General features: G+C 38.1%; 18 protein-coding genes and 1 other annotated feature (1 of these 19 running past the window's edge). Of the genes, 16 read left to right on the top strand and 2 right to left on the bottom strand.

Annotated elements, in window-relative coordinates:
- Window positions 1–233 (bottom strand) — a binding site (T-box leader); it reaches 59 nt to the left of the window's first position.
- A 281-nt stretch (window positions 234–514) separates the two neighbouring features.
- The 5 genes from F7731_RS17415 (at window position 515) to F7731_RS17395 (ending at window position 5,912) form a co-directional block, all read left to right on the top strand.
- Window positions 515–2,176, top strand: a complete 1,662-nt coding sequence (locus F7731_RS17415; RefSeq protein WP_151536085.1) for a peptide ABC transporter substrate-binding protein — start codon at window positions 515–517, stop codon at window positions 2,174–2,176.
- Between the two features lie 153 nt (window positions 2,177–2,329).
- Window positions 2,330–4,219 carry an FUSC family protein gene (locus F7731_RS17410; protein ID WP_151536084.1) on the top strand — a complete coding sequence of 630 codons (1,890 nt, stop codon included), beginning with the start codon at window positions 2,330–2,332 and terminating at the stop codon, window positions 4,217–4,219.
- A 110-nt stretch (window positions 4,220–4,329) separates the two neighbouring features.
- A complete protein-coding gene (locus F7731_RS17405) occupies window positions 4,330–4,758 on the top strand; it encodes an Rrf2 family transcriptional regulator (protein WP_151536083.1) in 429 nt (142 codons plus the stop codon).
- An 84-nt stretch (window positions 4,759–4,842) separates the two neighbouring features.
- Window positions 4,843–5,481 carry an NAD(P)-dependent oxidoreductase gene (locus tag F7731_RS17400; RefSeq protein WP_151536082.1) on the top strand — a complete coding sequence of 213 codons (639 nt, stop codon included), beginning with the start codon at window positions 4,843–4,845 and terminating at the stop codon, window positions 5,479–5,481.
- A gap of 125 nt (window positions 5,482–5,606) precedes the next feature.
- Window positions 5,607–5,912: a VOC family protein gene (locus F7731_RS17395; RefSeq protein WP_246197273.1), complete on the top strand. Its 306-nt coding sequence runs from the start codon at window positions 5,607–5,609 to the stop codon at window positions 5,910–5,912.
- 600 nt (window positions 5,913–6,512) lie between these two features.
- Here the strand turns inward: F7731_RS17395 and F7731_RS17390 are convergent.
- Window positions 6,513–6,776 (bottom strand): excalibur calcium-binding domain-containing protein, encoded by a 264-nt coding sequence (locus F7731_RS17390; protein ID WP_151536081.1) that lies wholly within the window; start codon window positions 6,774–6,776, stop codon window positions 6,513–6,515.
- 88 nt (window positions 6,777–6,864) lie between these two features.
- On the opposite strand from F7731_RS17390, the gene F7731_RS17385 reads away from it, so the two are divergent.
- The 4 genes from F7731_RS17385 to F7731_RS17370 all read left to right on the top strand — a co-directional run bounded on the left by F7731_RS17385 (window position 6,865) and on the right by F7731_RS17370 (window position 10,517).
- A complete protein-coding gene (locus F7731_RS17385; RefSeq protein ID WP_151536080.1) occupies window positions 6,865–8,094 on the top strand; it encodes an MFS transporter in 1,230 nt (409 codons plus the stop codon).
- Window positions 8,095–8,167: 73 nt separating this feature from the next.
- Window positions 8,168–8,512 carry a YrdB family protein gene (locus tag F7731_RS17380; RefSeq protein ID WP_151536079.1) on the top strand — a complete coding sequence of 115 codons (345 nt, stop codon included), beginning with the start codon at window positions 8,168–8,170 and terminating at the stop codon, window positions 8,510–8,512.
- A 61-nt stretch (window positions 8,513–8,573) separates the two neighbouring features.
- Window positions 8,574–9,245 (top strand): YdeI/OmpD-associated family protein, encoded by a 672-nt coding sequence (locus tag F7731_RS17375; RefSeq protein WP_151536078.1) that lies wholly within the window; start codon window positions 8,574–8,576, stop codon window positions 9,243–9,245.
- A 297-nt stretch (window positions 9,246–9,542) separates the two neighbouring features.
- The gene (locus tag F7731_RS17370; protein WP_151536077.1) at window positions 9,543–10,517 is read left to right on the top strand and encodes a quinone oxidoreductase family protein; all 975 of its coding nucleotides are present in this window, start codon (window positions 9,543–9,545) and stop codon (window positions 10,515–10,517) included.
- Window positions 10,518–10,600: 83 nt separating this feature from the next.
- On the opposite strand, the gene F7731_RS17365 is transcribed toward F7731_RS17370, so the two are convergent.
- The gene (locus F7731_RS17365) at window positions 10,601–11,080 is read right to left on the bottom strand and encodes a DinB family protein (RefSeq protein ID WP_151536076.1); all 480 of its coding nucleotides are present in this window, start codon (window positions 11,078–11,080) and stop codon (window positions 10,601–10,603) included.
- Window positions 11,081–11,237: 157 nt separating this feature from the next.
- Here F7731_RS17365 and F7731_RS17360 point away from each other — a divergent pair, with 157 nt between their 5' ends.
- The 7 genes from F7731_RS17360 (at window position 11,238) to F7731_RS17335 (ending at window position 17,680) form a co-directional block, all read left to right on the top strand.
- Complete coding sequence (locus tag F7731_RS17360; protein WP_151536075.1) at window positions 11,238–12,338, top strand: metallophosphoesterase; 1,101 nt, start codon at window positions 11,238–11,240, stop codon at window positions 12,336–12,338.
- Between the two features lie 48 nt (window positions 12,339–12,386).
- Window positions 12,387–13,346 (top strand): D-2-hydroxyacid dehydrogenase, encoded by a 960-nt coding sequence (locus F7731_RS17355; protein ID WP_151536074.1) that lies wholly within the window; start codon window positions 12,387–12,389, stop codon window positions 13,344–13,346.
- A 64-nt stretch (window positions 13,347–13,410) separates the two neighbouring features.
- On the top strand, window positions 13,411–13,563 hold the full coding sequence (locus tag F7731_RS26555; RefSeq protein WP_170289738.1) for a hypothetical protein: 153 nt from the start codon (window positions 13,411–13,413) through the stop codon (window positions 13,561–13,563).
- Between the two features lie 248 nt (window positions 13,564–13,811).
- A complete protein-coding gene (locus F7731_RS17350) occupies window positions 13,812–14,420 on the top strand; it encodes a VanZ family protein (RefSeq protein WP_151536073.1) in 609 nt (202 codons plus the stop codon).
- A 220-nt stretch (window positions 14,421–14,640) separates the two neighbouring features.
- On the top strand, window positions 14,641–16,086 hold the full coding sequence (locus tag F7731_RS17345) for an ABC transporter permease (RefSeq protein ID WP_151536072.1): 1,446 nt from the start codon (window positions 14,641–14,643) through the stop codon (window positions 16,084–16,086).
- Window positions 16,087–16,101: 15 nt separating this feature from the next.
- Window positions 16,102–16,815 carry an ABC transporter ATP-binding protein gene (locus F7731_RS17340; protein ID WP_151536071.1) on the top strand — a complete coding sequence of 238 codons (714 nt, stop codon included), beginning with the start codon at window positions 16,102–16,104 and terminating at the stop codon, window positions 16,813–16,815.
- Between the two features lie 70 nt (window positions 16,816–16,885).
- Window positions 16,886–17,680, top strand: coding sequence for a LysM peptidoglycan-binding domain-containing protein (locus F7731_RS17335; protein WP_246197271.1), 795 nt, complete (start codon window positions 16,886–16,888; stop codon window positions 17,678–17,680).
- Window positions 17,681–18,152: the final 472 nt, after the last annotated feature.

Raw genomic sequence — 18,152 nt, 5'->3', positions numbered from 1 at the left:
ATACAGCCTCTGCAAGTACGAGAGCCCAAAAAATAAAGCCCTTTATACTGTGGTATTGATAACGAGTACCAAATCTCGTCGGAACCTACTAATATTGCTTAAAGTAAAAAGTCAATACGTTCAGCACGAAGCTCGGAGGCCATTGTTCAGATTAGAACTTTTGCTTCTTTTCAGCTACCGAAGCTCTCTGTGAAAAATTACTTAATCTTACTTTTCCTCTTCATTGCTTGGAAAAAATATTATGATGTTAAGGTTGAGAATATTATAAACAGTCTATTTTAAATAGTCAAGTAAATCTAAAAATTTTTTCTTGTGTTTAAAAATAGCTTGATTCATATTTTTAGAATACTTATAATTATCGTAACACATTGACTTTTCTTTGTATTACCCCGGTTAGTTTTTAGGTAATAATACTTAATTTATGTGTTTAACTATAGTTTTAAAGTAATGCTTTTGCCGTTTGATAAATGGGGTTATAGAAAAGTGATTGTGGAACAAATAAGGGGGTCATAAAGTGAATAAGAGATTATCGGTCTTATTTAGTATGCTGCTCGTTCTAAGTATGTTTCTTGCAGCATGCGGCGGTGACAAGAAAACAACTACCGAACCACCAAAAAACAACGAAAATGGTGGAGAAAAGCAAGAAGAAACGGCTGAAGTACCACAGAATTTACGAATAAACATTAATACTGAACCACCATCTTTACATCCTGGATTAGCGAAGGATACAACTTCAGGATCAGTATTGAATCAAACCTTCGAAGGTCTAACTCGTATTAACCAAGAAGGGAACGCTGTAGAGGCAGCAGCAGAAAAAATTGAAGTTTCAGATGACCAAAAGGTTTATACGTTCACTATACGTGATGCACAGTGGACAAATGGTGATCCTGTAACTGCAAATGACTTTGAATATGCTTGGAAATGGGCTTTAGACCCTAAGAATCAATCTGAGTATGCCTACCAGCTTTATTATATTAAAGGTGCAGAAGCAGCAAACACGGCTGACGGATCACTCGATGAAGTTGGCGTTAAAGCAATAGATGAGAAAACGCTTGAAGTTACACTAGAAAATCCGACTCCATACTTCACAGAGCTAACAGCGTTCTATACTTATTTTCCAATTAACAGCAAGGTAGCAGAAGCTAATCCGAATTGGGCGAACGATGCTGGAGATGACTATACTTCTAATGGACCTTTCGTTATGACTGAATGGTCTCATAGTGATAAAATTGTCCTTAAAAAGAGCGAAAATTACTGGGATGCTGGCGCTGGAAAATTAGAAACCATTGAGATGATCATGATTAATGATCCAAATACAGAACTTTCTATGTTCGACAATGGGGAGCTTGACTGGGCTGGAATGCCAACTGGTAATCTACCTACAGATGCCATGCAGGTTCTTAAAGATCAAGGACGTTTAACAACTCAAGCTATTGCTGGTGTTTACAACTACAAGTTCAACACAACGGTTGAACCTTTCAATAATGTAAATATCCGTAAAGCATTTGCTCATGCAATCAACCGTCAAGAACTCATTGACAACATTACTCAAGGAGAACAGCTTCCAGCGATGGCGATTGTACCTCCATCCATGTTCCCTGAAAATGAAAAGGGTTACTTCCCAGACAATGATGTTGAAAAAGCAAAAGAATTTTTACAAAAGGGCTTAGAAGAGCTTGGGTATAAAGATGTATCTGAATTCCCTGCTGTAACACTTTCTTACAATACATCTGAAGCACATCAAAAGATTGCACAGGCGATCCAAGATATGTGGAAACAAAATCTAGGTGTTGAAGTTACGCTTGAAAATGCTGAGTGGGCTGTATACTTAGATAAATTACATTCACTTGATTACCAAATTGGACGTTTAGGCTGGTTAGGTGACTTTAACGATGGAATCAACTTCTTAGAAATGTACCGTGATGCTGATGGCGGGAATAACAATACAGGCTGGGAAAACAAAGAGTTCAAAGAGTTACTTAATAAGTCTGCCGTTGAAGGCGATCCAGCGATGCGCCAACAATTATTAAAAGATGCAGAAGCGATCTTTATGGATGAAATGGCAGTTGCGCCAATTTACTTCTACACACAAAGCTGGGTAAAGGTTGATAACTTAAAAGGTGTTCATGTTTCTGGACTTGGTGATGTCCAATACAAATGGGCTTATTTTGAATAATCATTTACTAGTTTCATAGAATTTAGAAAAACGAACTCAATTTTGGGTTCGTTTTTTTCGTCGTGTATGAGATATGGGGATTTTTCATATATTAGGGGAGACTTCAATTCACTTTCTAGAAGCTAAAGGATGGATGGAAAGAAGGAATCTCAAGTGCAAAAAAATATGATAAAAGGTGCATTTACGATTAGAAAAAATCCTTATCCGTGGACGAGGGCTATTTCGGCTGGAATATGTACCTCCTTGCCAGTTATGATTGGCATTTTATTTGAAAACTTTCAGTCAGGTTTGCTAGCGGGATTAGGGGGATTTTCTTATCTTTATGTCTTTAATGAACCATATCCGCAAAGAGCGAAGAAGGTGTTTTTTATCTTGCTTGGGCTAGCAGCTTCTATAGGATTAGGGACACTTACAGCTTCATCGCCCCTTCTTTTTGCTATTATGTTGGGGTTAATCGGAGCAGTTGGAACGTATATTTTTGGAGCGTTAAAAATGCCCGGGCCTGCTTCTATCTTTTTCTTGATTGTATTCGCTATGACTTCCATGATGCCTGGTGATCTAGAGGATGCTGCATTTCGGGCAGGTCTTGTTCTGCTAGGAGGATCTATTTCCTGGATTGTAGCCATGATAGGCTGGTTTTTCGATCCTCATGGCCCAGAAATGAAAGCAGTTAAAAATGTTTATTTACAATTAGCCACTCTTCTTCAATCCGTTCGTACAGACGGTTTTAATGATGCGAAGGAGAAAACACTTTCGGCTTTAAAGGACGCAGATGACATTCTGGTGGAAGGATCTATTTCATGGCAAAGCTCTAATTTATTTAAAAGGCTCTATTTATTAAAAGAAAAGGCTCATTTGATCTGGTCAGATATTCTTGAACTATCTGCAGAAGAAAGGACTAAATTACCGCCAGAATTAGGAGATTCCCTGCAAGCATTAGCTGACTCGCTTGATCGGAAAAGCAGCCCTTTAAAAATTCTGCAGGTAAAAGAAAAGGATTCATCTCTGGAGCAAATTATTTCAAAAATTTATGAAGCGGCAGCCGTTTTAAATGAACCGATTTCACAGATTGATGAAGAAATTAAGCTAATCAAGCCAACCTTTAAAAGAATTCTTTCCGATGCATTTGATAAACATTCCATAGTATTTCTCTCTTCTATAAAGTATGGAATCGTGTTAATGATTGCCGCGTTGATTGCATTCATATTTGAATTTGAACGATCCTATTGGATTCCTATATCGTGTGGAGCGGTGATGCTAGGTTCGACGGTCCTAAGCACATTTCAACGAGCGATTCAAAGGTCAATTGGGACGATAGTAGGCATCCTTCTAGCGGCTGTCATTCTCTCAATAAAGCCAGAAGCTATAACGGTTGCTTTTTTCATTGCGCTATTACAGTTTTTGACGGAGCTTTTTATTGTTAGAAATTACGCGTTTGCCGTTACATTTATTACACCAAACGTATTGCTAATGGCTGAGAGTACGTCTCATGTCCATAATCTTCCCCATATGGCAACAGCGAGAGTGGTCGATATTATCATTGGCTCTTGCATTGGTTTAATCGGTGCATTATTAATCGGCAGAAAATCAGCTTCAAGCCGCTTGCCACACTTAATGGCCAAAACCATTCGCAGCCAGTCACAGTTATTTCATCGCTTGTTTTCAGCACATACAGATGAAATTATGAATGAGAAGAATATCCCGCAAAGCAAAATGCGTACCAATTTAGCCAACTTAAAAACGGTCTATTTTACAGCGTTAGGCGAAATTTTAAATAATGTAAACGAGTTAGAGTACTTTTCACCTGCCATTTTTTCAATGGAACATTTAGGCTATTTACTTGAAGCCAGTTTAAAGGATACTGAACGCCCTAATCTATCTGACGAAAGCCTGGCACAATTTCTTATAGTATTTGAATCGATGGCATTGACGGTCGAATTTAACCTAGAGGTTGAAAGAAAAAGCGTTCCGTTAATAGAAGGGTATTCAAAAATACGAAATGAAATTATTAGCATGGGAACGGTACTTGCAAGTCCAAAGTAACATGAGGGGGGGTTTCTTCATTTTTATTTTACCCTGAAATTTACCAATAAGGATTTATTGACATTTAATGCTTGATGTAACTATAATGATTACATCAGGAGGTGAAGGAAATGAAAATCAGCAGCCGATTTACTGTAGCTGTTCATATTTTGTCCCTTGTATTCATTGAAAGGAGTACACTTTGTACATCTGAATGGATTGCAGGGAGTGTGAACACAAATCCTGTAGTTATCCGCCGTGTAATGGGGAAACTTAAACAGGCAGGCTTAATTCAAGTTCGTCGGGGTACAGGCGGTGCTGAGCTTCAAAAGCCTTTGCAAGAGATAACCCTCCTTGATGTGTATCGTGCTGTCGAAGTTGTTGAAGAAGGCGAGCTGTTTCAATTTCATGACAGTCCGAATCCAAGTTGTCCTGTAGGTGCTAACATTCAATCGGTTCTTGAATTGATTTTAATGAAGGCTCAAGAGGCAATGGAATTAGTATTAAAGGAAGTCACGATGGATGACATCGTAACGTTTTTAAATAAAAAAATTGGATGATGCATCTAATTTTTTTTTACGACTGATGTAACCATTTAGGTTACATCGATTGAGAAAAGAAAAAAAATTTAGGAGGTTTTTCAGTTGAAAATTGGAGTAATAGGAGCAACGGGAAAAGCAGGGAGCCTTATCGTAAAAGAAGCATTGGAGAGAGATCATGAGGTTACAGCGATTGTAAGAAATGCAGCCAAATTAACAAATACAAAAGCAGAAGTTCTTGAAAAAGATATTTTTGAATTGAAAGCAGAAGATGTATGCCAGTTTGATGCAGTCGTGAATGCGTTTGGTGCGGCACCAGGACAAGAGCATCTTCATGTGGAAGCAGGAAGAGCATTAATCGAAGCGATGAAAGGAGCGCCGGCGACAAGATTAATCGTAGTAGGCGGGGCAGGAAGCCTTTTCGTCGATGAAGATCAGAAAATTCGATTGATCGATACACCTGAATTCCCGAAAGAGTACTACGCAACGGCCTATAATCAAGGTGAAAACCTGGAAGATCTTCAAAACACAGCGGACATCAAGTGGACCTTCCTAAGCCCAGCTGCCTTCTTTAACCCAGAAGGAAGAAGAACAGGCACTTATCAAAAAGGAAAAGACAACCTCATTGTCAATTCAAACGGAGATAGCTATGTAAGCTATGCAGATTATGCAATTGCAATTGTTGATGAAATTGAAAATCCAGCTCATATCAATGAGCGCTTTACAGTTGTGTCTGAGGCGTAAAAAATAGAGAAAAAACATGGTGCCGGTTCTTATGCTTCCTTCTAAAAGCATGAGGACCGGCACCATGTTATTTACCGGAGAATTTTCTGCAAATAAATTGCTCTTGTAATAAAGAAGTAAGCAAATTGAAAGAGCAGATAGAAGCCAATCGCTGGAAGGTGGCAGCACCTCATTGGGATTATTGGGCTGTTACAACTTGTAAAAATGATCGACCAGGAATTGATGGAGGCATTGGAAAAGGACCGAATGATTACCCTCATGGCACCCGTATACAAATAGAAGTGGATTCCATTGATGAAGCGATTGCGAAAGCCGTAGAAAGCGGTGCGATGGTTGTACGCGAGAAAATGGAGTTTGATGAATTTTATCTTGCTTACTTAGTCGATCCTGTTGGGCTAGGCTTTGGTTTGATTGAAAATAAAAATAGATGAGGAGCAAATATTAATTCAAGGAAATAAATGAATTGGTTAAGGCCGGATTTCCTGCATCCACTACTTAAGGTGGAAGCGAAGGGATGGTTATCTCTATTATTATGGCAACTAAATACGAACATACATATCAATCAAACGTTTGATTAAATCCCCTCTAAACCAAAAGAGGCAACGATTTCAGACGTTCCAATCAAACGTTTGATTAACAAGCTTTTGCATTGATGTTGAAGTTGATCAAATGCGAACATACATATCAATCAAACGTTTGATTAAATCCCCTCTAAACCAAACGGGACAACGATTTCAGACGTTTCAATCAAACATTTGATTAACAAGCTTGTACATTGATATTGATGGTAATCAAATACGAACGTACATATCAATCAAACGTTTGATTAAATCCCCTCTAAACCAAACGGGACAACGATTTCAGACGTTTCAATCAAACATTTGATTAACAAGCTTGTGCATTGACGTTGAAGGTGATCAAATACGAACATACATATCAATCAAACGTTTGATTAACACGTGTTAACTAGGAAAAAGAGCCTTCCCGGCTCATCTTAAATATCATTCGGAACTCATAGTTGCTGCAATCCCTTACTTTTCACATGCAATTTTATCTTTATCTCTGTCCAGCTTTTTGTTAGCATCATATAATTCTTTCGATACATACGGCTTATATTTCGTTTTCCCTCCTTTGTTTTTGGCAGAAGAGGACTCCGCTACTCCTCCTTGATAGTCCTTATTCAGTTCTGTGCAATTCTTGTATGTTTTTGCAGAGGAAGCCGCTTCTGTTGTTATACTTGAGCCAATTGCCAAAATAAGGCCAAAACAAAGAATGATAGTTAAACTTTTCTTCAAATTAGACCGCACCCTTCATATATTGTTATTATCATTTTAGGGAATATTTGCAAAATATTCAATCTTGATCGATGCTGGAGGGCTCAATTTGAATCGTTCTTTTTATGCTTTACTATTTAGTCAAACCTCCACGAATTTAGGGTTTGCTCTCTATACAATGGTCGTTGTGCTGCATCTTTATAATGTGACTGGTTCGACAGCGTTATCGGCAACTGTCACGTTAATTAGTGTATTAGCACGAATGATGAGTGGAATTGTTTTACCTTCTATATCAGACCATTTTAGGCCGAACCATCTGCTGATTTTTTCTCAAGCCGTACAATTGATACTGCTGTCGGGACTTTTTATTCTTTTTCTGCAAAAACTGAACACAGTTATATTAATCACTATCTTTATTGTATTAGCCTTCATTTCATTTTTTAATGGTTTTTTTTCACCTGTGAAAGGCACGATAGTTAAAGTGATAGTGCCTGAGCATGCTAGAGTGAAAGCGAACAGCCTTCTATCAAGTGTAGACCAAACCTTTCTATTTTCAGGCTGGACATTTGGCGGGGTGTTGTTAGCGTTTTTAGGAAAACAAACAACTCTTACGATTACCATTTGTTTAATAACGGTATCCATAATTGGCTTATTTTTTATAAAAATGAACAAAGCCTCTAGTGTAGCGGCTCCAGAAGGAATGCTGAGCCGATTAACATCTGGGTGGAAGTATCTATTTCAGCATGAGGGTTTACGGATCATCATTATTATGGAGTTAATCGAAACGCTGGTCGGATCCATCTGGATAGGGGCGGTAACGCTTGCTTTTGCCAAAGAGGCTCTCGGAAAAGGGGAAGCCTGGTGGGGATATATTAACGGCGGCTATTACTTGGGTGCAATCTTAGGAGGAGTCCTTGTTTTTCGATTTTCAAAATTCATGCAGGGTCGATTAACAATCCTCATGTTAACCGGTTCGACGACCTTTGGCGTTTTAACTTTTGCCTATGGCTTTGTTACGGAAGCGTATCTTGCTTTACTATTAGTCATCTTAATGGGGCCATCTTTTCAAATTCGAGACTTAGCGCAAGAAACTATGTTTCAAAACAGTACAGACGAAACGACGCTTACAAGGATCCTTGCAGCTAAATCTACCTTAGTCCAACTTATCTTCATTATTTCGATTGTAGGTGTCGGGGCTTTGACTGACCTTATCGGTGTTCGGCCTGTCTATATCCTGTCGGGGAGTTTAATGATCATTTCTTCGTTATTTGGATTTATCCATCTACATATACGTGGAAAAGGTCTTTCGTTAGAGCGTGAGGGAGAGAGTGCTTCATAGTGAATAAGCTGGAAGAAGAAAAAGCCATTCATATGGTATGGGGTCTCAGGAGTATTTTGAAGGAGAATCATGAATGATTGTAGAGAGCTTAATGTTAGTAAACGTCGCCATTCGTTTTTTGCTGGAGCTTTTTGGTCTCTTTGTTTATGGATATTGGGGATATAAAGTTGGGGGTACGGCGGCTATGAGGTGGGGGCTTGCCATTGGTATTCCGTTAATCATCGCCACTGCTTGGGGATTATTTGGGTCACCAAAAGCAGCCTTCCTGCTTTCTGGGTTCCCACATTTATTGCTCGAAATAGGCGTCTTTCTTATTCCTGCCGTATTGCTGCTTAATTTAGGAAAGGTTCCATTAGCTTTGATTTATGGAATCATAGTGATTTTGAACCGACTCCTCATGTATATCTGGGATCAATAAAAAGTCATTTGATTCATGATTGCGTAATTTGTTAAAGTAGAAAAAGAGGCAGGTGGAAGAAATGACCAAAACAATTGTCGAAAAACTAAATCTTACAAAGTATAAAAAAACTGCAGTTTTACAAATGCCTAAAGGTGGAGATTATCTTCAAGAGTTAACAGAGTATGATACAGACCTTACGAATAGTCCGTATGACCTTATTTTTGCCTTTGTGTTAGATATGGAATCTTTAAAAGGGCTAGTCGATAAGGTGATTGAAAAAAATTATTTAAACAAGAATGGATATCTATTTTTGGCTTATCCGAAGAAGGGGAATAAAGTATATCCTACCTATATTCATCGTGATCATTTATTAGGCGGGTTAGGTGAAGATGAGGATGGATACGTAGGAGGAAGCAATCTTAAATTTGCCCGTATGGTAGGACTGGATGATGTCTTTACAGTCGTGGGCCTTAAAATTGATGTTAAAAGTAAAGAAAGCACTTCTACAAAACCGAGCCAATGTGTAGATGATTATATCGAGTTGATTCCAGATGTGGAGAAAGACTTGCAGGATACGCCAAATTTGCTTGCAATCTATCAATCACTAACCCCTGGTTATCAAAAAGATTGGGCTCGATACGTATATAGCGCCAAACAAGAAGCAACAAAAGCGAAACGGCGTGATGAAATGAAAATAATCCTTGCTGCGGGATATAAGAGCAGGGAATTGTATCGTAGAGATCATAAGTAAAAACACCGGACTGGTGTTTTTTTTATTTGCGAAGGGTTTGAAAAGACACAGTATCTATTTTCTAAATGCCGCCCGCCATGCCTTATTCATGGTGATGGATTTAAATGAATCACATGCCAGTTGCTTGTCATGGACCAGTCAAATTTAGTGTTACCTAAAGCATGAGCCAAATATCCAATAACTTTTTCATACATATAAATAAGAGGATTTAAGGGTTTGTAATCGAATGTATTCTGGTGTAATAGTTGTCGGTTTTCTACTTATAACTTAAATCATAACGAATGAGGAGGGATCTATATGAAAGCTATCGTAATAACCGAATTTGGAAATCCTGAAGTCATGAAATATATAGATGTGGAAATCCCGCGCATAAAACCAACCCAAGTACTGATCAAAGTAGAGAAAACAAGTGTGAATTATGCGGATATAAAGGCCAGGTATGGGAAAAAAGGGGGCTGGACATCACCATTTGTTCCCGGACTTGATGCCGCGGGTGTCATTGTAGAGGCTGGATCTGAGGTTCAGAATTTGCGAGTCGGCCAGAGAGTTATTACTTTTCCATCTGCAGGGTCGTATTCAGAATATGTTGTTTCAGAAGAAAAGCTTACTTATGCAATTCCAGATAACATTGACTTTGATACGGCTGCAGCTAGCCCGATTGTTTCATTTCTTTCATATAAAATGCTTCATGATATTGCGAGAATAGAACAAGAGGAAACCGTGCTTATTCATTCAGCGGCTGGCGGGGTAGGAACAACGGCTATCCAAATGGCCAAGCTTTTAGGTGCAAGTAAAGTAATTGGAACAGTTGGAGATGAAAGTAAAGCGCCAGTTGCAATGCAGGCAGGAGCTGATCATGTCATTAGTCACAAGAATGATAACTTTGCTGACCTGGTGAATGAGTATACGGATGGGAAGGGTGTTAGTATTGTCTTAGACTCTATTGCAGGAACGGTCACAGAAAAAAGTTTACTATGCTTAGCGCCATATGGCAGATTAGTTCAATTTGGCAATTCTAGCGGAACAGCGGGAACTGTGAAAACAAGTGATTTGCATATGAGCTGCAGATCAGTACTCGGATATAGTTTAGGCACGACGAGAAAGCTCTGGCCTGAATCGCTGCAGCATACGGCCAAACAAGTTCTTAACTACATTAGCGCAGGGAAACTGAAATTTGAAATCGGTCATCGTTTTCCTTTAGAAGAAGCAGCAGTCGCCCACGAACTCATCGAAAGCAGACGAAGTACAGGAAAGATTTTGCTAGATGTATAGCATGGGGACGGTTCTCATGCTTTTTTTTGCGAAAAAGTTCTAAAATTAGAGCAGGAGAATTCTCCTGCTCTTTCCTTACGTGTTTACCGAATATTATCTATGGCATTTATGCACTTAATTAAATCTATAATGGCCTGTAAATGCATTCCTTCATGAAAAATAGTCCGAATCAAAACTTGTTCAATCGTATTCATTCCCATTTCTGTAGCTTCAAACTCCACTTCTAAATGATTTCCATATGTCTCTTTAATGTGTAAGGGTTGGTATTTCAGCATCCTCTTTAATTCTTCGAATGAAGGAGTTTCCTCACTAAAATTAGCTGGAGTGGTGCCAAATCCAAACCAAACATTAAATTGATCAGGAACCACTGTTTTTTCTTTAGTGACAGCTTGGATCCAGAGATATTGGTCAAGAAAAATATGTCCCAGATTCCAGCGGATATTATTGTTAAAAGCCTTTGGAATAATTTCAGCCTCTTCTGCTGTTATTTTATCTACTGCATCTAAAACTTCATTTCGATAGTTTTCTAATTGTCTAAATAGTACTTCATGACGTTGCTTCATAATATAATCCCCCTTTTTTGATAGGTATTCGATGAACATATTTTCAATTCCTGCAAAAGGGAATTCGTATATTTTTAAGAAACTCTGATGTAAAATGAATTTTGGGAATATTAATAAATATTGTTCCCGTTACTTTTAAAAGAAAAAGGAGATTTCAATGTTAGACGTTCACAAACTAAACTTAGACCCAAACCGGCGCATCATTATTATTTCAGATATACACGCTAGTCTATCTTTATTTATAAATCTCTTAGAAAAAGTTCGTTATCATAAGGATGATTATTTATTTATTATCGGTGACCTTTGTGAGAAGGGGAAAAACAGTTTAGAGGTTGTTCGCTATGTGAAGAAGATGACAGAGCAATCGGAAAATGTTTTTGTTACGAAAGGGAACTGTGATATTTTGTATCGTTATGTATTAGACGGGGATGAAAGAATTCTTCATTATATGAAGGTTAAGCGAAATTCAATTTTAAATGAAATGCTTGAGGAGCAAGAACAGTCCCTGACAGATTTTAATCAAATTCAGCAGCTTGCACAATACTATAAGACTTACTTTAAAGAAGAACTGGATTGGATTGAATCATTGCCTGTTGCCTTCGAAACTGAAGATTTCATCATGATTCATGCAGGCATTGAAAACCGAGAAGATTGGACGGAAACGGATGAATCTGCCGCTGTAGCCATTGATTCTTTTTATGACAAGGGTCATCAAGCAAATAAAACTGTTATTGTCGGACATTGGCCGGCCGTCAATTATCGGTTTGGTTCTGAAAGTTCTAATAACCCGCTAATTGATTTGCAGAAAAATATCATCGCGATCGATGGAGGCAATCAGATTAAAGCGGATGGGCAGCTGAACGCTCTTATTATCGAAAATAATGAGTTCTCATTCGAGTTTGTAGATGAGCTACAAGAAGCAATCAGCGTTAAAAAAGAATATATTGACGAAACGCATCGAGTGGGAACAGTAACTTATCCAGATTATGAAATGAATGTGATTTGTGAAGATCAATATTTTACCTTATGCAGAAATGTAAAGCTAGGCATTGATCAGTGGGTAAAAAATGAGTATTTACTTGCAAATGAAGAAGGTGTGTTTTGCAAGAGTGATTTAAGCACAACATTTCTATCGGTCCAAAAAGGTGAGCAGGTAAAGGTACTTGATAGCCAACAAACAGGCTATTTACTAGTAAAAAAGCTTAATGGACTCGTAGGATGGGTGCCTGTTGAAGTGCTTGAGGAGAATGAATTGTAAAATCTTAGTAAGAATGAAAACGGGGCAGTGATGAAAGGGGACTTTATAATGACGACAATTCAGCCAAATATTCTTGTATATAATCCAAAGAAGGAAGAAGCGAAAGCTTATGCTGAGTGTATCCGCGATTTTGGATTTACATCGGTAAAAGAAGCGTCCACCTTGGAAGCGGTGGAAAAATATTTACCTGATACCGAGGTAGTTTTAGGATGGAAGTTTCCAACTGAAATCCTCAATCAGCCGATTGCTTCAAAAGTCCGTTGGTTTCAATCAATGGGAGCTGGGGTAGATGATTTAGTTGCAGACAAATCGATACCTGACCATATCCATTTAACGCGGATTGTGGACCAATTCGGAACCTATATATCTGAATATGTATTTACATATCTTTTGCACATAGTAAAAGACGTCTCCTGTATAAGGCAATCACAAAATGAACAAATCTGGGATCCTTTCATTTCGGAATCTTTAGCAGGAAAAACGATTGGGATTGCTGGACTTGGTTCCATTGGAGCTGAAATTGTACGCAAAGCCCGGGCTTTCGATATGAATGTGCACGGATTAAGCTTTAGCGGGAAACAAGCTTCATTAGTGGAACGCCACTATACTCCGGATGATTGGACTGAGTTTGTCAAAGATCTTGATTATTTGGTCACCATCCTTCCGTTAACAGAGGCCACTTATCATATCGTAGATCGTGAACTTCTTTTAGCGATGAAACCGACTGCTTGTATTGTCAACGTAGGCCGTGGAGCTCTAATTAATGAGGAGGACTTAATCAATGTGATGCAAACAGGTCATCTTCGTGCTGCGGTTCTTGATGTTTTTGAAAAAGAGCCGTTGCCGAAGGAGCACCCCTTCTGGTCAATGCCAAATGTGTACGTTACTCCCCATATATCAGGACCGAGTACTGTAAATGGAGTTTGCCGCTTTTTTGCAGAAAATCTAAAACGCTTCATAAATGAACAGCCATTATATGGATTAGTGGACCGTGAGCGCGGGTATTAAAGCAAGGCAGGTGGGCACACTCTAAAATGAAAGTTCCAAACTAATCATTTCGGGGAGTGTTATCGTGAATAAGAAAAATCAGCAGGAAACTCCAGTCATTGCAGAAGGCATCGATACGGAGGATGTACTAATGAAAGACGCAACACCAAGTGAAGTGGCTAGAGGCGAGTATACGAAGGTTGTCACAGTGTCTTTAGATGAAAACGATCCTAGCTAGTGCTGGGGTCGGCTGACAAGTCTTTGTGATTCTTATGACGGACAAATTTTAGGGTGATTACAACTATGACGGCCATTTTGACACCTTTTTGCTGATGATATGACCGTCATAGCCTTCATTAGGTGCAAACTTCGCGTGGACACTCACTTCTCCTTTTACCGAAACCCTTCATATGCACAATGCGTCTACTCTTTATAGAAGGAGAAGAATGTGAAGGAAGAAATATATTGTCCTTAGACGGAGGCATTATGAAAAAAGTCATCCTATTAAGTGTTTTATTTTCGCAAGTCATATTTTTTGCGCTATGGCCGGTTTGGCTTGAACTAACAAACTATTTGCATCCGCTAGTCGTGGGGATCGTTTGGTTCATCATATATTTTGTTACGTTTTTTATTATTTGTTTGTTAAATGGCACAAAAATTCGGGTTTCCAAGCACAATATTCATCTATTCATACTCTCCTACTCTATTGGACTCCTTATCTTATTATTTTTCAGGCCAAATAATCAGCATTACGGGGCGATTAATCTCATTCCCTTTGACACCATTCGCTTATTTCTTTTTGGAAATGTTGATTTTCTAATAGCCTTTTATAATATAAGTGCAAATATCGGCTTATTTATTCCATTTGGACTGTATTACGGTTATGTGAAAAACAGTCCAACATTAAAGCAACTGCTCTTCATGTCTATTGGTTGTGTAAGCGTGATTGAAATGATGCAATTCATTTCAAACCGAGGAAGTTTAGATATTGATGATCTGATACTAAATGTGCTAGGTGTATGCTTCGGGTATATCATAATCCCATTTTTTCAAAAAGTTGTGCTCATTAAGCAGGAATCCATCATTAATAAATAAAGGATGTAGGCGTTGCCTTGTAAATATGAATCATAGAAAAAGCGGGTTACCTTAAGGGTCACCTGCTTTTTTTATTTAAATAGGGGATATGTTTCATTTGAATATAGTTCCTATAAATTCCCCATTCGAATCTCTGACATCTAGCCGACACAATGGGCGGTTAAATTTATAGATGAGAAATTTGGTTGGCTGAGAAAATAAAAAAACAGGAGGAAAATGAATGAATTTTATAAAGCGTGCTTTATTAAGTGTTAAGGCTCGGAAAGGGAAAAGCTTGTTACAAATTTTTATTTTTACTGTTATTTGTGTGCTTGTTCTATCAGGGCTTGCTATTCAAACAGCTGCGAATAAATCTGCAGATAGTGCAAGGAAATCTCTTGGTGGAGATGTAACCCTTCAGGTCGATATGGAAAAGATGATGGAAAAGATGCGATCGGAAGGTGGACGAGTTCGGATGCAAAGGACTCCTATCCCTGTAGCAGCCGCTGAAGAATTAACCACTTATCCAGATGTAAAGGGGTTTAATTTCTATTCATCGGCTATGGGAACAGCAAGTGACTTTACTCCAATTAAAAATGAAGAAGATACAGAAGCAGAGGATGTTGGTAAGAATGGCCAAGCAATGAATGGGGGTTTTACTGTTCGCGGTTCAGCCATGGGGGATATTAGCCTTCAAGGAGTCTTATACTCTGATTCGGTTCAAGAATTTATGGACTCAAAGTCAAAGGTTATCGAAGGGCGTCACTTAACAGACAGTGACACGGACAAAAGTGTGGCGATGGTTGAAAAAACGTTAGCGGAAGAAAATGATCTGAAGGTCGGGGACCATATTACAATACAATCTTCAAATAATGAAAATACTTATACATTCGAAATCGTTGGAATATATGAAACGACATCTACTGGAGACGATATGGGCATGTCATTCGCTGCCTTAAACCCTGTGAATAAAATATATGTCCCTTATACGGCTGTTAATAAGATGAAAGGGGACGAATTTGCAGGAACCATTGACAGTGCAGTCTATTACATAAACGACCCTGCAAATATTGACCAATTTATTGATACAGCACAAAAAGATAGCAGTATTGATTTTGAAACATTTAAGCTAGATGCCAATGATGCAGTTTATAAACAAATGGTTGGTCCGCTTGAGAATGTTGCTTCCTTTTCCAAAAACGTAGTTTATTTAGTCACAATCGCTGGAGCTATTATCCTTGGGTTAATCGTCATGATGTCGATCCGTGAAAGAAAGTATGAGATGGGTGTTTTACTGGCACTTGGGGAAAAGAAATGGAAAATGATTGGTCAATTCATTGTTGAAATATTAGTTGTAGCCATACTTGCACTAGGAATTTCAGCTGTAAGCGGGAAGGTTGTAGCCAATCAGGTTGGTGAACAGCTGCTGACGCAACAGCTTCAAATGGAGGAAACAAACGCACAGCCACAATCCTTTATGGGACCGAGAGCAGGTGGAATGGGAATGAGGATGGGGCAACCAGTCCAACATGTTGATCCTATAGATGAGTTATCAGTTAACATTACGTCAGAAGATTTGGGGATGTTAACCATTATTGGTTTACTTATTGCCATATTATCCGCATTATTGCCGTCCTTGTCAGTACTACGTTTACAGCCGAAAACAATTCTAACAAAGCAAGACTAAGAAAAGGGGGATAAAATGAGTAAATTACTAGAATTTAATCAAGTAAGTTATTGGTACAAGCAAGAAAATAAGCAGCTTAGTATTTTAAATAACATTCATATAGAGTTTGAAAAAGGAAAGTTTTACACAATCATTGGGCCTTCAGGTTCGGGAAAAACCACATTCTTATCACTTGCAAGTGCGCTAGATATACCGAAAGAAGGGGAAATTCTCTATGAAGGAAAAAGTATAAAAAAAATTGGATTATCAAAGTTTCGCAATAAATATATCTCGATTGTGTTTCAGTCCTATAATTTGCTTCCTTATATGACTGCATTACAAAATGTCATGACGGCAATGGAGATAACGGGATCAACTCCAGTCAATAAAAAGCTATTTGCGTTCGAAAAGCTTGAAAGTGTTGGCATTTCGGAAAAGCAAGCTCGCCAAAAGGTACTAACACTAAGCGGAGGGCAGCAGCAAAGGGTTGCAATTGCTAGGGCATTATGCAGTCAAGCTGACTTAATTGTAGCGGATGAGCCTACAGGAAATTTAGATGAAAATACAGCAGACGATATTATCCGCATTTTTCAGCAGTTAGCACATAAAGAAAATAAATGTGTCATCGTTGTCACCCACTCTAATAAAATTGCCGGGGTCTCTGATATTATTATAGAGCTCTCTCGTGGCGGCTTATCTATCGTTCCGAATAAACAAAATTTGCAAAAAAATTTGCTTAATAGGTCATAAAAACCCCCAATGATTCGAATTACTGTACAGTAATTCGAATTTACTATAGAGATATATGGGGGCAATTAAATTGAATACAATTTCAACAAAAAGAAAACAAAGAATTGCTGAAATGCGTAAACAAAGAATTAGAGCGCGTAATAAAAAGGTGGCCGTGACAACAGCGGCAGGGGCTATCACAGCACTTATCCTATTAAATAGCAAAGCAGAGGCAAGTAGTTCCGTTTATACTGTGAAATCAAAAGACACTTTATATACCCTTTCTAAAAAGTATGAAGTTAGTGTGGAGCAGTTAATAAAAGTAAACGGTCTTACATCTGAAAGAATTTTCGTAGGTCAGAGCCTTCTGATACCTAATGAACAAGTGGTGAAAAAATCTACTTCCTATACAATCCAAAAAGGTGACACTTTGTATTCTCTTGCTAAGCAATACGGAGTATCAGTCGAAGATTTGAAAAAGAAAAATAATATTCAATTAGATCAATTAAGTGTTGGAGGACAAATTATAGTTCCGGCAGAAAGTTTCGAACGTAAGAAAGAAGAAGTAACGTATACGGTTGTGCCGGGTGATACGTTATGGGGAATCGCTAAACGTTTCGGGTTAACGGTCGAAGATCTTGCAAAGGAAAATGGGCTTAACAAGGAAATGGTTCTAATTGGCCAAAAGCTCAATGTTCCCGGTGATTTTCATTATTCTAAAGTTGAAATTGTCGGAGCTGCCGATAGTTTTACTGTAGAATTTCTAGAGCAAGGAAAACCGCTTGTTTTAAGAGTGCCTTATGGAACAGCTGCAGATTATCAAAATAAATCAGGTCAAAAAGTAAATCTTATTCATAGAAACGGATCTGTTATCTCCGTAAATTAATTTCTATAATAAATATAAAAAGCCGCTTCTTATAGAAAGCGGCTTTAATATTGTAGGTTCCCTGCTTATTTACGTGTAAATTAAGAGATTACTAACTATCTAAAATGTAATTTTAGAATAGTTGTTGACATGATTGAAAAATAATAGTAATATAAAAATCTCGCAACAAGTTATAAGCGAGATGAGAGATGAAACAATCTCAAAGAAATAATTAAGTGTTGACAAACACAAGTAAGATTGCTAAAATAAGAATCTGTTGCACAAGCACAGAAAAATTATTTTAAATTTTAAAAAAGTGTTTGACGACATTGGGATAAGGTGATATAATCTTATCTTGTCAGCAACAAACGAAAGATAGTTCTTTGAAAACTGAACGAACAAAACGTCAACGTTTTAGTCTTTTTATCAAAAAGACATTATGAGCTAATCAACTCACAATTTATTGGAGAGTTTGATCCTGGCTCAGGACGAA

The organism is Cytobacillus depressus (assembly GCF_008923245.1).
GTDB classification, from domain to species: Bacteria; Bacillota; Bacilli; order Bacillales; family Cytobacillaceae; genus Cytobacillus; species Cytobacillus depressus.
Note: the sequence above shows the minus strand (reverse complement) of the source record. Positions and strands in the feature narration are given on the sequence as shown.

Bases quoted from the DNA above. Each gene is read 5' to 3' on its own strand.
- F7731_RS17405 (WP_151536083.1), top strand. From the start codon at position 4,330: ATGAAAATCAGCAGCCGATTTACTGTAGCTGTTCATATTTTGTCCCTT.
- F7731_RS17380 (WP_151536079.1), top strand. From the start codon at position 8,168: ATGATTGTAGAGAGCTTAATGTTAGTAAACGTCGCCATTCGTTTTTTG.
- F7731_RS17375 (WP_151536078.1), top strand. From the start codon at position 8,574: ATGACCAAAACAATTGTCGAAAAACTAAATCTTACAAAGTATAAAAAA.
- F7731_RS17370 (WP_151536077.1), top strand. From the start codon at position 9,543: ATGAAAGCTATCGTAATAACCGAATTTGGAAATCCTGAAGTCATGAAA.
- F7731_RS17365 (WP_151536076.1), bottom strand. From the start codon at position 11,080: ATGAAGCAACGTCATGAAGTACTATTTAGACAATTAGAAAACTATCGA.
- F7731_RS17360 (WP_151536075.1), top strand. From the start codon at position 11,238: ATGTTAGACGTTCACAAACTAAACTTAGACCCAAACCGGCGCATCATT.
- F7731_RS17355 (WP_151536074.1), top strand. From the start codon at position 12,387: ATGACGACAATTCAGCCAAATATTCTTGTATATAATCCAAAGAAGGAA.
- F7731_RS17350 (WP_151536073.1), top strand. From the start codon at position 13,812: ATGAAAAAAGTCATCCTATTAAGTGTTTTATTTTCGCAAGTCATATTT.
- F7731_RS17345 (WP_151536072.1), top strand. From the start codon at position 14,641: ATGAATTTTATAAAGCGTGCTTTATTAAGTGTTAAGGCTCGGAAAGGG.
- F7731_RS17340 (WP_151536071.1), top strand. From the start codon at position 16,102: ATGAGTAAATTACTAGAATTTAATCAAGTAAGTTATTGGTACAAGCAA.